This window comes from Photorhabdus aballayi (genome assembly GCF_026153155.1).
GTDB lineage: Bacteria > Pseudomonadota > Gammaproteobacteria > Enterobacterales > Enterobacteriaceae > Photorhabdus > Photorhabdus luminescens.
The window spans coordinates 61,880-78,021 of sequence record NZ_JAPFCD010000021.1 but is presented as its reverse complement, the minus strand read 5'-3'; the positions used below and the strand labels follow the sequence as shown (position 1 = coordinate 78,021).

The window sequence follows — 16,142 nt, the reverse complement described above, 5'->3', positions numbered from 1 at the left end:
ATAAATGTAGATTATTTATCTGTATTTATTATTATATTGTGAATAATTCTGAAAATTGCTCATCATTGAATAGAAATAGACCATATAATGTTTTACCTGAAATAGTTTTCTCACTGAAAATAATAATCTTATTTCCTTGGGTTTAATGGTTTTATTTCGGGTTTAGAGATTTCTTCTGTTTAAATAATTGACGAGAATTAAAGAAGTAACGTTATTGATTATCATGCTAACTATTAATTATATAAATATCGTAGAGATTTTAGCATTATATTTTTTTGTCAAATGTTAAATATTGATTATAAATTCATATTTGATAAGTAATTATGTGTTCATTTTGGCGTTATTAATGTGTAAATAATGACGATTAAACTCGTTGAGAAGGTTATTAGGTATAAGTTGGTTATTACATTAGCCTTTATTTAAATCACTATTGTTATATTTTTTCATTTTTATTTACAAGGAATTAACAAAATTAAAAGTGAGTTTTTTACAAAACGGTAACACATTTTTATTTGGTTAAGGAGTTGTATTCAACATGTCGTCATTTTTTCTTCGGCGGGCTTTACTTGCTGGAGGTTGAAACAACGTACCTATTATTTTAAGGGAGTAAATGCCCTTTTTTCTTTAATTTCTGGAGATGACTTTTGACCTCTCTTGCTTATGTTGACGCCCTTTGCGCGTTTGATCATCCTTATCGAGTCGATGCTGTTTGCGACCAACTATTTGATGCTGCCATGCGTGAGTTGACGCTATACCACTGCGAAAATACTCCCGGTTATTCCCTGTGGTTGAAGGCTAACGGTCTGGAAGTGGAAAGACTGGAGAAACTGGACGATTGGTCGCGTTTGCCGCCTATTTTCGCTAATTATTTCAAACGCCAGTTGTTGCTCAGCGCCACTGGTAGGAATGCATTGGAGTTGACTTCTTCTGGGACAACCGGCCAAAAGAGCCGTATGCGTTACGATGCTCGTAGTATGCGTGCAGCTCAAAATATGGTTGAACGGATTTTCGAGTATTACGGTTGGAATACGCCGCAGCAGCCGTGCAATTATTTGCTGCTAAGTTATGAACCTGCCGGCACGATTACGTTGGGGACCGCGTATACCGATCAGTATCTGTGTAAATATGCGCCGATAAACCAAGCTTATTATGCATTGCGCCACAATGGGAAAAGCAATGAGTTTGATCCTTTTGGCGTCATTCGATCCTTGCAGGAATTTGCGGCCCAAGGGCTGCCGGTGCGTATCTTGGGCTTTCCGGCATTCTTGTGGTTCGCACTGGAACGGATGCAGGAAATGGGGTTGCCGCCGGTGCAGTTGCATCCTGAGTCACTGGTATTTTTAGGTGGAGGCTGGAAAACCCACGCCGATAAAGCCATTCCAAAATCCTTATTGTATCAGCGCTTGGGGGAACAACTGGGTATTCCTGACGAGCGGTGCCGGGATGGTTACGGCTCGGTTGAACATCCTGTGCCTTATGTTGAGTGCCGAAATCACCATTTTCATGTGCCGACCTATGCCAGAGCCTATATCCGCGATACGGCTAATATGGCGGTTCAACCCTATGGTAAGCCAGGTTTTCTGCATCTGATATCACCCTATATTACTTCCAGTCCAGCACACAGTATTGTGGTGAGCGATTTGGCGGTGCTGCATCCGGCCGCTGAATGTGGTTGTGAGTTAGCTACCGATTGGTTTGAGTTACTAGGTCGTGCCGGTACAAGTAAAAGCCGTAGTTGTGCGATTGCTGCTTCTGAGTTGATAAAGGAGTCCTGAAATGTATTTAGTGAATGGTAAGGTTATTTCTGACTTAGAACCTGCTGCCGTATTGGCGGAACTGAAAGGTAATTTGTCTGAGACATTGGCTTGTCCCCCAAGTGTACAACAGATATTGGCGTGTGCTGAGCGCTTTGTTGAGGGTCTCGATACGGTTGCTGCTAAGCTTAAGCTGGATACAGCCGCAATCACCGAGTTACGTCATTTCTGTCATCGCGATTCTTTAGAGGCAAAGTTGCGGCACGAACTGGGAGAACAACCCTTTTCTCTGCGTCGCTTTGATTATACGCAGCCCCGTTTTGAAACTTGGCGACCATTGGGGCTGGTCGTGCATATTACGCCTGCCAACGCGCCTTTGCTGCCATTTATGGCAGTGTTGGAGAGCTTGCTAGTGGGTAATGTCAACTGGTTACGTCCTAGTAGCAGTGATAACGGCCTTAATGCGCAGATGTTGGCTGAGTTCCTGCGTCATGACCTGAGCGGCACGTTGGCGCCTTATATATCCGTATTGCCTTTGCCGTCAGATCAATTATCAGAATTACTGGCGTGTGCTGATGCAGTATCCGCCTGGGGGAGTAATAGCGCCCTGACCGCTATCCGTAGCCAATTACGGCCCGGTTGCCGTTGGATAGATTGGGGACATCGCATCAGTTTTGCTTATTTGGACCCGATGGTTGCCGGTGATGCTGATTACGATGCAGTGGCTGATGATGTTTGCCGTTTTGACCAACAAGCGTGTTCCAGTCCACAGTGTTTATTGGTCGATAGCACTGACGAGAACGTCTTACGGCAAGTGGTTAGTGCTGTGGCTGCCGCACTGGAACGACGTGCGCCAGTATGGCCAGCCTTACAGCCAGATATACAGGAAGCGGCGGAAATCAGTAGCCAAATGGCATTCTTACAGTTGGATCATACTTTTGCTGATCTTCACGGTTCAGTAGAAAAAGGCAATGGTTGGCGAGTAGCCTGGACACAGTGTCAAGAGCTTGCGCCATCGCCTCTGTTCCGTACTTTGCAAGTCCGTCCGGCTCCACGTGCGCAATTGGTTGAGATTTTGTTGCCGTGGCGCACCTATTTGCAAAGTTGTGCTTTGATAGCGAAAGAAAAAGAGCTGCCGATGTTGAGTCGTCAGTTGTTAGCCGCCGGTGTTAGCCGGATATGTCAGGCAGGAGAGATGCATGATGGTTATGAGGGTGAACCCCATGATGGTGTTTATGCATTGACTCGGCTGGCGCGTCGTGTCTCCGTCAGTTTGAAAGCTGAACAACTGCCAAGCCATGTCACGTTGGATAAATTGTCGGCCAATCCGCCAGAGTTGGCAGGGATTCCAGTGATGGATAAAGCCAAGTTTCAGAGCGGCGGTATGACGGCAAAAGCACAAGTGTTTTTCCGTAGCGGCGGCAGTACTGGCGAGCCAAAGCTGGCGGGTTTCAGCCATCGAGATTATCACTGTCAAATGCAGGCTGCGGCAGATGGTTTGTTTGCTGCGGGTCTGGAACCATCACAAGACCGGGTAATGAATTTGTTTTATGGCAGTAACTTGTATGGCGGTTTGATGAGTTGCTTCTCTATGCTGGATAAATTATCCGTGCCTCATTACCCGATGGGTGGCCCAATAGACGATGATTTTAGCCAAATCAGGCACTTTATTGTCACTCAAGGGATCAATACGCTGGCGGGAATGTCAAGTACTATACACCGATTGTTTGAATGTGAAGAGGCTGCGTTGCGCGCTTATGGCGGGATACGCAAAATTTTTACTGGTGGTGAGCATATTGGTGAAGATCGGCGTCGGTTTCTGTCCAGTTTTGGTGTACAGATAATTCGCTCGGCGATTTACGGTTCCGTGGATGCTGGTCCGTTAGGTCATGCTTGTGCTTGTTGCCAAGAGGGAGAGTTTCATCTGTTATCTGATATTCAATGGTTGGAAATCTTGGCTCTTGATAGTGATCAGCCTGTTCCGACAGGGGAAACCGGTCGATTGGTGTTTACCTCTCTGGCTCGCGAAGGACAGGTGGTTCAGCGTTACGATGTAGGTGACTTAGGTTATTGGCTTTCCGACTCCTGTGCCTGTGGATTACCAACGCCGCGGTTTAAATTGGGAGGTCGTCATGGTGTGTTATTACGGGTAGGTTCTATTTTTTTGAACCCAACAGAATTATCAGCCGGGCTGCCGTTTCCGGTGCAGTGGCTGGTAGGGAACAACTCCAGTGGTTGTGATTATATCCATATATTAGCCGATGGAGATGTTGATCAGGTACGTGCGCATCTGCTGCGACATAAGATGATGAATCAGGTTGTCAGCGGTGGATTACTGCAATTGGAAGTTATCCCTACACCGGCTGGACAGTTCCATCGTCATCCGCAAAGTGGCAAAACGCCGCTAGTGCTGGATAGCCGATTCTGAGACCGATAATACTACTTTTTGGGTAAATCATGACACTATCATTACGCGATTTGGTTGAGTACGCCCGCAATCATGCTCCTTTTTTTAAAGATCTTTATCGTGATCTGCCTCGATCTGGTTGGGCGTTAACTGATCTGCCATTGATCAATCCTGCTGACTATTGGCAGCAATCGCAGTCGCTGGAAAATTGGCCGGTGTTAACCGGCCCTGTTAACGGTGGTCATGTGTTTAAAACCGGTGGCTCTACCAGTGATGGTCGGATGTCGGTGTTCAGTTGTAGCGAATGGCGTGCTTTTGTACGCGCATTTGGTCAAGGGTTGGCACAGCAATTACAGCCTGGCGACCATGTAGCTAATCTGTTTGTGGCTGGTGATTTGTATACCAGTTTGTTGTTTATTCACGGTGCTTTGTCCTATTCACCGGTGCCGGTGGTGGAGTATCCGTTTACCTGGTCAGTTGATGATCGGGCGCTGGCCGATGCGATTGTCAGCTTGGGGATTAATGTTCTGGCCGGGGTGACGGTGCAACTATTACGTTTTGCTAGTACTTTGCAGCAGTGCGGCCAGTCTATACCCGGCATTGATCGTCTGTTGTACGGCGGTGAAAGCCTGTTTCCGGAGCAATTGACACTGTTGAGCCATGTATTTCCTAATGCGCGTATTGGTTCAGTTGGTTGTGCCAGCGTTGATGCGGGTCTCATTGGGTCGGCGTCTCCCGATTGCTGTTACGGCGAACATCGGGTTTTTGATACGGATACTATTGTCGAAATTATTGACGAATCCAATGGTCAGCCGATTACCGTGCCCGGACAAAATGGCCTATTGGTTGTGACCAACTTGCAACGGCGTTTGATGCCGGTTATCCGCTATCCTACCGGTGACATGGCCTGTTGGTGTGAAGCGCCGGGACAGCCGCGCCGCAAATTCGCTTTGCAGGGGCGAGCGGGTAGCGCCCACCGAGTTCGAGTGTGCTCACTGTCCATTTTTCCTGACCATATTGCGCGTTTACTGCGACAGCAAAAGGGCATACTGGCTTGGCAGTTATTGCTGAGCCGTCAGAGCGGCATAGATAAGATAGAACTATTGTTAGCTGGCGATCCATCATTGGCGCCATCTACAACATCAGTACACCAGACATTGTTGGCGGCACAACCCGCTATGGCAAAGTTATGTGATCAGGGATTACTGCATGTGGAGGTGACTTACTGCGCTTTGGAAAATATGGTCACTCATCCACGTTCCGGTAAATTGATGCGGGTAGTTGATCATCGTGGTTATGGTGCTGAAGAGAAGGCCGCATGAGCATGAGTTCAGGAATACCATTAATTCGATTATTCCGGGAAGAGGACGCTACCGGAGTGAGTGCGTTGTTTCGGGCGGTTTATGGTGAAGATTATGTCTACCCGGAAGTCTATTTACCTACCATGCTTGGTCGCTATAACGCGGCAAAACGGTGGTATTCCGCCGTTGCGGTACAGGATGGACAAGTGCTGGGGCATGCGGCGCTGTGGCGGGATGAAAGTTGTCCATTAAGCGCTGAACTGGCATTGATCGTGGTGCATCCACAGGCGCGTGGGCAGGGTATTGCTACTGTATTGGGTCGATATTTGTGTGAGCAGGCTAAGAAAATGGGGCTAAGTATACTCACGATTAAACAGGTGTCGTCGCATAACCATAGTCAGCGTTTGGCCCAAAATCTGGGGTTTCACACTACGGGATTGCTGCCGGACTATGTAACATCACCGTTTGATCAGGCGCGACCGGAAAGCATCGTACTGGGTTGTTTACCTTTACAAAGCTGGCCGTTTCCAGAGTTACATTGGCCTTCCGGTTGGCAAAGGTGGTTGACATCGGTGACTCAAGTGTTTGGTCAAGAGCCTTTGCAACCGGAGGAGTTGGCTGATGCTGATATCCGTATAACCAATCATGGTTGTCGGTTGGAAGTGTGGATAGAAAAGCAGACAACCGAGCGGGTAAAAGAGGTGGCGGAGTTACCGGCACATAAACTGGTCTATGTGAAACTGCCGGTAGGAGAAGGGACTCTTCAGGCAATGGAAATTTTGCAGCAGGCGGGATTTGCCTGTACCGGGTTTGTGCCAGGTCATCATCACCATTGGGAAGCTTTACTGGTTCGGGGACATAGCAAGAAAGAGTTGACCTTAAATTGTCAGTTTGCTCGTCGTTTGCACCTGCAAAGCATGTTTGCTTGTGCGGGAGCATAGCCTTCCTGCAATTATTAGTTTAGTAAAGCCCATCAAAACCTAAATAGTTTTACAGATGATTGACAAAGTGTTGGTCTTTCGGTCAGCACTTTGAACGGATATTCAATTTATTCGTGATTCTCATGATTGTTAATTTATTGTATATAAATTGTTATTATTAATGGTGAATTGCGGGCATTAATCAACCACATTTCTCTAAATTTCAGAATATTCCTATACCTAATAGATTTCGAGTTGCAGCGCGGCGGCAAGTGAACGAATCCCCAGGAGCATAGATAACTATGTGACTGGGGTGAGTGAAAGCAGCCAATAAAGCAGCAGCTTGAAAGATGAAGGGTATATATATTTTTAAGTGAAATTCATTGCACCATTGATCGCTTATTAATCCATAAGTGGCAGTAACATGATGATGATTTCAATTAGAGCCACTCTTCATACGGTGAATCAATGGAGATGTGAATAGATGGCAATAGGATATTTCCTGCTCGTTGGTGATAAAACAACTTGCGGCGGTCAGATTATTACCGGTGACCACACCATGACATTCAATGGACGGGCAACCGCTCGTGAAGGGGATAAGGTTACCTGTGGCAAACATCCCGGTACTTACACGATTGTCAGTGGTGTATCCGATGTGTTTGACATGGGGCGTAAGCTGGCTGGCACGCTGGATAGTGTGAGTACTCATGCGGATCATATGCCGTCGGGAGCGGCTGTTGAGGCTTATTTTAAAAAATTAAATCCGAGGCTTACTGAAGGTCAGTTAGCAGATATGGCAAAAGATGTTGCGGCTATTATCATCCCAGCAGAAATTCATCAGAAGTTCAGCGCAACTTATGGGGGACGAAATAACCCATCTCAAATAGAACAGGATGCAAAGGATATAAGAATCGCTGTAGATAGTGATTTTAATACAATAAAGCCGGCGTTGAAGAACTATGGTGCAACAGAGGAGCAGCTTGAAAAAGCCAGATCGAAGATGCATAAACTCAATCAAGAACGGGGGTTGTATAAATAATGACTATCAACGTTGAAGCCCTAATTAATAGTTTAGGTAAATCTTATCAGGAAATTTTTAATAAAGGGCTAATCCCTTATAAGACCAAGCCAACAGGTTCTTCTGGTGATGAGGTGATATGCTTGGATATGGTAAAAGAAGGGGTATTTCTAGCTTTTTATCGCGAGGGAAAGCGTTTAAAAGAAGTTACGTTGGCCTTATTTGATGAAAAGAAACCTCTATATCAGTTTCCTAATGAGCTTCCTTCTCCTTTGGTGCCTTTGATGTCACGACAGTGGGTCCATGAACAATTTGGTGAACCTGAGAAATCACAGCAACCCCAAATGATTATGAAACGTCAGTTTGGATGGAAAGAGTTATACACATTGCTTGATTTTCACATTCCTACAAGTATGAAGATTTCTTATGACATGATGGAACGAGTAAAATCGGTAACGTTTTTACCTACCTCAGAAGTCCGTTGGTAATCAATAAAGAGGCTCTTATTTAGAACCTTAGCTGTTTGGGTATACTGAATTTGACTCATTAACTTCTCATTACCCTTCAATAGAATATTTTGATTAAAAAAATAATGAAAACACACCAAGAATATTTATCACATTGATATAAAAGACGATTCTCATGCCATTATCTCAGTCATGTATTAATATTCCAGTACACTGGGTATTACCTTATTAAAAGTGTGTTCTTACAAACTATTATTAATGATTTTGTAAATTAATCATCAATATAAGTAAATATTTACTCTAAATAATTATATAAAGGTAAAGTTATTTTATTGTCTGTATTTTATTTTTTAAGGTAAGCAAGTTTTGTGATTTATTATATTTTTCCTCACACATCATCACGGTGTGTGGCGTTTTTAGAAGGTTAAGAAACCTGATGTCCTAAAGGCGTGTGTTTGTTTTGGTGCCTTTCTTACACATAACAATGGTGATTATTTTTTTGCACGAAAAAAACAAACTTGCTTCTCATGATAAACCTCAATTCAGGAGTCCGTATGAATCAACTCGCCAGTCCCCTGATTTCCCGCACCGAAGAGATCCATAATCTACCCGGTAAATTGACTAACCTTGGTTATGCCTCAGTGTTTGATGTGGTACGTATGCCGCGTGAGCGTTTTATTCGTGAGCATCGTGCTGATCTAGGGCGCAATGCTGAAAAAATGTATGACTTGGCAGTGGGATATGCTCATCAGGTGTTACACCATTTTCGCCGTAATTCTCTTAGTGAAGCTGTTCAGTTTAGCTTAAGAAGTCCGTTCTCTGTATCAGGTCCGGATTACGCTAATCAGTTTCTTGATGCAAACACTGGCTGGAAAGATAAAGCACCTAGCGGCTCGCCGGAAGCCAACGATGCGCCGGTAGCCTATTTGACACATATTTATCAACTGGCCCTTGAGCAGGAAAAGAATGGCGCCAGTGCCATTATGAATACGTTGGCGGAACGTCGTCCTGATTTGGGCGCTTTGTTAATTAATGATAAAGCGATCAATGAGGTTATACCGCAATTGCAGTTGGTTAATGAAATTCTATCCAAGGCCATTCAGAAGAAACTAAGTCTGGCTGATCTGGAAGCGGTAAACGCCAAACTTTCCACCACTCGTTATCCGAATAATCTGCCGTATCATTATGGTCACCAGCAGATTCAGACAGCTCAGTCGGTATTAGGTACCACGTTGCAAGATGTCACCTTGCCGCAGACGCTGGATTTGCCGCAAAACTTCTGGGCAACAGCAAAAGGAAAATTGAGCGATACGACTGCCAGTGCTTTGACTCGACTGCAAATCATGGCGAGTCAGCTTTCGCCAGAGCAGCAGAAAATCATTACGGAGACCGTTGGTCAGGATTTCTATCAGCTAAATTATGGTGACAGTTCGCTTACGAAGAACAGTTTCAGCGATATGACCATACTGACTGGCCGAACAAATTTGACTGTGCCTCAGGTAGAACTGATGTTGAGTTCAACTGTCGGGGGGACTACGGTGGTTAAGTCTGATAATGCGAGCACTGGCGACACGGCAGCGACGCCATTTGCTTACGGCGCCCGTTTCATTCATGCCGGCAAACCAGAGGCGATTACCTTGAGTCGCAGTGGCGCGGAGGCGCATTTTGCCCTGACGGTTAACAATCTGACCGATGACAAGTTGGACCGTATCAATCGTATCGTGCGCCTGCAAAAATGGCTGAATCTGCCCTATGAAGATATTGACCTGTTGGTGACTTCTGCTATGGATGCGGAAGCAGGAAATAGCGCGCTGTTGATGAACGACAATACACTGCGTCTGTTGGGAGTGTTCAAGCATTATCAGGCGAAATACGGTGTTACCGCCAAGCAATTTGCTGGCTGGTTGCGCGTAGTGACTCCGTTTGCCATTACACCAGCAACCCCGTTCTTAGATCAGGTGTTTAATTCCGCCGGCGCCTTTGATACGCCGTTTGTGGTGGATGATCATGATTTTGTCTATACATCGACTACCGGGGGAGATGGGGCGCGTGTCAAACATATCAGCACTGCATTGGGCCTCAATCATCGTCAGTTCCTGTTATTGGCGGATAATATTGCTCGTCGGCAGGGGAATGTCACACAAAGTACGCTCAACTGTAATCTGTTTGTGGTGTCGGCGTTCTACCGTCTGGCTAATCTGGCGCGTACATTGGGGATAGATCCAGAGGCTTTCTGTGCTTTGGTTGACCGATTGGATGCAGGTACAGGCATCGTCTGGCAGCAATTGGCAGGAAAACCGACAATCACCGCACCGCAAAAGGATTCTCCGTTGGCGGCGGATATTCTGAGTTTGCTGCAAGCGCTAAGTGCGATCGCTCAATGGCAACAACAGCATGATTTACCTGTTGAAACCTTACTTTTACTGTTGAGTAGCAATTCTACCTTTACCGCTCAGGGCACTGACGATCAATTGAATTTTATCCGTCAGGTGTGGCAGAACTTGGGCAGTACATTTGTGGATGCAACATTGTTATCCCGTAGTGGCGCGCCATTAGTTGATACCAACGGTCACGCCATTGACTGGTTTGCTCTGCTCTCGGCAGGTAGTAATCCGCTTATCGATAAGGTGGGTCTGGTGACCGATGCCGGCATAGAAAGTGTGATAGCAACGGTGGTCAATACACAAAGCTTATCTGATGAAGATAAGAAACTGGCAATTACCACTCTGAAGAATACGTTGAATCAAGCGCAGCAAACTCAGCAAGGTGTCGCTGTCAGTTTATTGGCGCAGACCCTGAATGTGAGTCAGTCATTGCCTGCATTGTTGCTGCGTTGGAGTGGAAAAACTGTCTATCAGTGGCTTAGTACGACTTGGGCATTGAAAGATACCGTTAAGACCGCTGCCGATATTCCTGCTGACTATCTGAATCAATTACGTGAAGTGGTACGCCGCTCCTTGTTAACCCAACAATTCACTTTGAGTCCTGCAATGGTGCAAACCTTGCTGGATTATCCAGCCTATTTCGGCGCTTCCTCAGAAACGGTAACCGATATCAGTTTGTGGATGCTGTATACCTTAAGCCGTTACAGCGATTTGCTGCTCCAGGTGGGGAAAGCCGGTAGTGGTACGGAAAATAATGTATTGACCTATCTCCGTTCGGCTAATGCTGTTGCGCCGTTGAGCCAATCTGATGCTGCACAGACGTTGGCGACACTGTTGGATTGGGAGGCTAATGAGCTGCAAGCCGCTTGGGCGGTATTGGGCGGGATTGCCAAAACTACACCGCAACTGGATACGCTTCTGCGTCTGCAACAGGCACAGAACCAGACGGGTCTTGGCGTTACACAGCAACAGCAAGGCTATGCCCTGAGCCGTGACAGTGATTATGCCCTTTGGCAAAGCACCGGTCAGGCGCTGGTGGCCGGTGTATCTCATGTCAAGGATAGTCGTTGAACATGGCAGAAGTTCGCCACCTGAATAGGTGAATCTGATTTTTCCGTATGGCCCAATCGGGCCGATTCTAAACCGCCATTTAAGTAAGGCAGGTGTAATTATGTTATCGATAATGGAAAAGCAACTGAATGAATCTCAGCGTGATGCGCTGGTGACCGGCTATATGAACTTTGTGGCGCCAGCCTTGAAAGGCGTCGATAGTCAGCCAGTGACCGTGGAAGATTTGTACGAATACTTGCTGATTGACCCGGAAGTGGCTGATGAGGTTGAGACCAGCCGAGTAGCTCAAGCGATCGCCAGCATACAGCAATATATGACTCGTCTGGTCAACGGCTCTGAACCGGGGCGTCAGGCGATGGAACCCTCCACCGCTAACGAATGGCGCGACAATGATAATCAATATGCAGTCTGGGCTGCGGGGGCTGAGGTTAGAAATTACGCTGAAAACTACATTTCTCCCATCACCCGGCAGGAAAAAAGCCATTATTTCTCAGAGTTGGAGACGACTTTAAACCAGAATCGGCTCGATCCGGACCGGGTTCAGGATGCAGTTCTGGCGTATCTCAATGAGTTTGAGGCGGTGAGTAATCTGTATGTACTTAGTGGTTATATTAATCAGGATAAATTTGATCAGGCCATTTACTATTTTATCGGCCGTACTACTACTAAGCCGTATCGGTACTACTGGCGTCAGATGGATTTAAGTAAAAATCGGCAAGATCCGGCGGGAAATCCAGTGACGCCAAATTGTTGGAATGATTGGCAGGAAATCACCTTGCCGCTGTCTGGTGATACGGTGCTGGAGCATACGGTTCGCCCGGTATTTTATAACGACCGGCTGTATGTGGCTTGGGTTGAGCGTGACCCGGCAGTGCAAAAGGGTGATGACGGCAAAGATATCGGTAAGACCCATGCTTACAGCATAAAGTTTGGCTATAAGCGCTACGATGATACTTGGACTGCGCCAAATACTACCACTCTGATGACGCGACAAAATGGAGATGGTGATCAGGATATATCTCGTACCAGTTTGCTGATTAATGAAAATGGTATCACGCTACGGGATGTGAATTTGCTGGCTACCACCGATTTTAGTATTGACCCGACGGAGGAAACTGACAGTAATCCGTATGGTCGCCTGATGTTGGGGGTGTTTGTACGTAATTTTACGGGGACTCCATATCAAAACCGTCCTGCTGTGTATGGTTATCTCTATTGTGACTCAGCTTTCAATCGCCATATTCTCAGGCCGTTGAGTAAGAATTTTTTGTTCAGTACTTACCGTGATGAAACAAATGATCAGAACTGCCTGCAATTTGCGGTATACGATAAGAAGTATGTGATTACTAAGGTTATTGCTGGTGCAACAGAAGATCCCGAAAATACGGGTTGGGTAGGTAAAGTTGATGACTTGAAGCAGGGTACTACCGGTGCCTATGTGGATATCGATCAAGATGGTCTGACACTCCATATCCAGACCACTACCAATGGGGATTTTATTAATCGTCATACATTTGGATATAACGATATTGTATATGATTCTAAGTCTGGTTATGGTTTCACGTGGTCAGGGAATGAAGGTTTTTATCTGGATTACCATGATGGAAATTATTACACCTTCCATAATGCAGTAATCAACTATTATCCTTCTGGGTATGGTGGAAGCTATGTCCCTAATGGAACGTGGGCGTTAGAGCAGCGAATTAATGAGGGATGGGCTATTGCTCCCCTGCTTGATGTTCACCATACTGTTACTGTGCAGGGCAGTTATATCGCTTGGGAAGGAGAGACACCTACCAGTTATAATCTGTATATCCCAGACGGTACAGTGCTGCTAGATTGGTTTGATAAAATAAATTACGCTATTAGTCTTGATAAGCTTGAAACTGTATTTACATCCCCAGATTGGCCAACACTGACCACTATCAAAAACTTCAAGAAAATCGCCGATAACCGCAAATTTTATCAGGAAATCAATGCTGAGACGGCGGATGGGCGCAATCTGTTTAAACGCTACAGTGCTCAAACTTTCCAACTTGCCAGCGGTACGGCCTATTCTACGCCTTATACCTTGTCCGAAGCGGATTTCTCCACTGAGCCGGATAAAAACTACCTACAGGTTTGTTTGAATGTCGTGTGGGATCATTATGACCGCCCATCAGGGAAAAAAGGGGCCTATTCTTGGGTCAGTAAGTGGTTTAACGTGTATGTTGCGTTGCAAGATAGCAAAGCGCCGGATGCCATTCCGCGATTGATTTCCCGTTACGATAGCAAACGTGGTTTGGTGCAATATCTGGATTTCTTGACCTTATCATTACCTGCTAAAACCCGTCTGAATACCACCTTTGTGCGTACCTTAATTGAAAAGGCAAATTTAGGGTTGGATAGTTTGTTGGATTATACCTTGCAAGCAGATCCTTCTCTGGAAGCTGATTTAGTGACTGACGGCAAAAGTGAACCAATGGACTTTAATGGCTCAAATGGTCTCTATTTCTGGGAATTGTTCTTTCACTTGCCGTTTCTGGTTGCTACGCGTTTTGCCAACGAACAGCAATTTTCGCCGGCGCAAAAGAGTTTGCATTACATCTTTGATCCGGCGATGAAAAACAAGTCACACAATGCTCCAGCTTATTGGAATGTACGCCCGTTGGTTGAAGGACACAGCGATCTTTCACGTCATTTGAGTGATCCTATCGATCCCGATACTCAGGCTTATGCTCATCCGGTGATATATCAGAAAGCGGTATTTATCGCCTATGTCAGCAATCTCATTGCTCAGGGAGATATGTGGTATCGCCAGTTGACGCGTGATGGTCTGACTCAGGCCCGTGTCTATTACAATCTGGCCGCTGAATTGTTAGGGCCTCGGCCGGATGTGTCGCTGAGTAGCGTCTGGACACCGCAAACCCTGGATACCTTAGCCGCCGGGCAAAAAACGGCTTTACGTGACTTTGAACTCCAGCTAGCTAACAGTAATACTGTTTTACCCGCATTACCGGGCAATAACATTAGTCACTTGAAACTGGCGGATAATGGCTACTTTAACGAACCGCTCAATGTCCTGATGTTGTCCCACTGGGATACGTTGGATGCTCGGTTATACAATCTGCGTCATAACCTGACCGTTGATGGCAAGCCGCTTTCACTGCCGCTGTATGCTGCGCCTGCTGATCCGGTAGCGCTGTTGGCTCAACGCGCTCAGTCCGGTACTTTGGCGAATGGCGTCAGTGGCGCCATGTTGACGGTACCGCCATACCGTTTCAGCGCTATGTTGCCTCGGGCTTACAACGCCGTGGGGACGTTGACCGGTTTTGGTCAGAACCTGCTTAGTTTGTTGGAACGTAGCGAACGGGCCGGTCAAGAGGAGTTGGCGCAACAGCAATTGTTGGATATGTCCAGCTATGCCATTACGTTGCAACAACAGGCGTTGGATGGATTGGCCGCAGATCGTCTGGCGCTGCAAGCCAGTCAGGCTACGGCGCAACAGCGCCATGACCACTATTACACGCTGTATCAAAACAACATCTCCAGCGCGGAACAACTGGTGATGGATACCCAAACTTCAGCCCAATCCCTGATTTCTTCTTCCACCGGCGTACAAACTGCCAGTGGGGCGCTGAAAGTGATTCCTAATATCTTCGGTTTGGCTGATGGCGGTTCGCGCTACGAGGGGGTAACGGAAGCGATTGCCATCGGGCTGATGGCCGCTGGTCAAGCTACCAGCGTAGTAGCCGAGCGTCTGGCGACTACGGAGAATTACCGTCGTCGTCGTGAAGAGTGGCAAATTCAATACCAGCAGGCACAGTCAGAGGTCGAAGCGTTACAGAAACAGTTGGATGCATTGGCAGTGCGCGAAAAAGCGGCTCAGACTTCCTTGCAACAGGCGAAGGCGCAGCAGGTACAAATTCGAACCATGTTGACTTACCTGACCACCCGTTTTACCAAGGCAACCTTATACCAGTGGTTAAGTGGTCAATTATCCGCGTTGTACTATCAAGCATACGACGCTGTGGTTGCTCTTTGCCTTTCTGCTCAGGCGTGCTGGCAGTATGAATTGGGGGACTACGCCACCACTTTTATCCAGACTGGTACTTGGAATGACCATTATCGTGGTCTGCAAGTAGGGGAGACACTGCAACTCAATTTGCATCAGATGGAAGCTGCGTATTTGGCTCGTCATGAGCGCCGTCTTAATGTGATCCGTACTGTGTCGCTCAAAAGCTTATTGGGTAATGATGGCTTTGGTAAGCTAAAAACTGAGGGCAAAGTTGACTTTACATTAAGCGAAAAGCTGTTTGACAACGACTATCCGGGACACTATTTGCGCCAGATTAAAACCGTGTCAGTGACATTGCCGACGCTGGTTGGGCCGTATCAGAACGTGAAAGCAACGCTTACTCAAACTAGCAGCAGTACACTGCTTGCAGCAGATATCGGCGGTGTTAAATATCTCAATGATTCGACAGATAAAGAGGGTAATGCGACGCATATTGTCACTAATCTGCGTGCCAGCCAGCAAGTAGCGCTTTCTTCTGGTCTGAATGACTCTGGTAGTTTTGAGCTGCGTTTGGAGGATGAGCGCTATCTATCGTTTGAAGGCACTGGTGCGGTATCCAAATGGACGCTTACCTTCCCGCGTTCTGTGGATGAACATATTGATGGCAACATATTGAAGGCGGATGACATGCAGGCGTCATTGTTGGCGAATATGGACGATGTACTGGTGCAGGTGCATTACACCGCCTGCGACGGCGGCGCCAGCTTTGCAAATCAAGTCAAGAAAACACTTTTTTAAATCAACTTTTAACTAAATATCTCCC

Annotated in this window: 7 protein-coding genes and 1 pseudogene; all 8 read left to right on the top strand. The window is 46.4% G+C overall.

All coding sequences use genetic code 11. The features are described 5' to 3' along the window. The first annotated feature begins 644 nt into the window (after nucleotides 1–644). Nucleotides 645–1,775, top strand: a complete 1,131-nt coding sequence (locus tag OO184_RS12735; RefSeq protein ID WP_265379508.1) for a LuxE/PaaK family acyltransferase — start codon at nucleotides 645–647, stop codon at nucleotides 1,773–1,775. A gap of 1 nt (nucleotide 1,776) precedes the next feature. After that, entirely contained in the window at nucleotides 1,777–4,182 is a 2,406-nt protein-coding gene (locus OO184_RS12730) for an acyl-CoA reductase (RefSeq protein WP_265379507.1), read from the top strand. 29 nt (nucleotides 4,183–4,211) lie between these two features. Then, the gene (locus tag OO184_RS12725; RefSeq protein ID WP_265379506.1) at nucleotides 4,212–5,483 is read left to right on the top strand and encodes a phenylacetate--CoA ligase family protein; all 1,272 of its coding nucleotides are present in this window, start codon (nucleotides 4,212–4,214) and stop codon (nucleotides 5,481–5,483) included. Next, complete coding sequence (locus OO184_RS12720) at nucleotides 5,480–6,403, top strand: GNAT family N-acetyltransferase (RefSeq protein ID WP_265379505.1); 924 nt, start codon at nucleotides 5,480–5,482, stop codon at nucleotides 6,401–6,403. The genes OO184_RS12725 and OO184_RS12720 overlap by 4 nt, the downstream gene beginning before the upstream one ends. A gap of 463 nt (nucleotides 6,404–6,866) precedes the next feature. Further along, a pseudogene (locus OO184_RS25225) lies at nucleotides 6,867–7,088 on the top strand (PAAR domain-containing protein); the annotation flags it as partial. Nucleotides 7,089–7,420: 332 nt separating this feature from the next. Next, complete coding sequence (locus OO184_RS12710; RefSeq protein WP_265379503.1) at nucleotides 7,421–7,888, top strand: DUF6392 family protein; 468 nt, start codon at nucleotides 7,421–7,423, stop codon at nucleotides 7,886–7,888. 533 nt (nucleotides 7,889–8,421) lie between these two features. Beyond that, the gene (gene tccA / locus OO184_RS12705; protein ID WP_265379502.1) at nucleotides 8,422–11,322 is read left to right on the top strand and encodes an insecticidal toxin complex protein TccA; all 2,901 of its coding nucleotides are present in this window, start codon (nucleotides 8,422–8,424) and stop codon (nucleotides 11,320–11,322) included. Between the two features lie 100 nt (nucleotides 11,323–11,422). Beyond that, nucleotides 11,423–16,117 carry an insecticidal toxin complex protein TccB gene (tccB, locus tag OO184_RS12700; protein ID WP_265379501.1) on the top strand — a complete coding sequence of 1,565 codons (4,695 nt, stop codon included), beginning with the start codon at nucleotides 11,423–11,425 and terminating at the stop codon, nucleotides 16,115–16,117. Nucleotides 16,118–16,142: the final 25 nt, after the last annotated feature.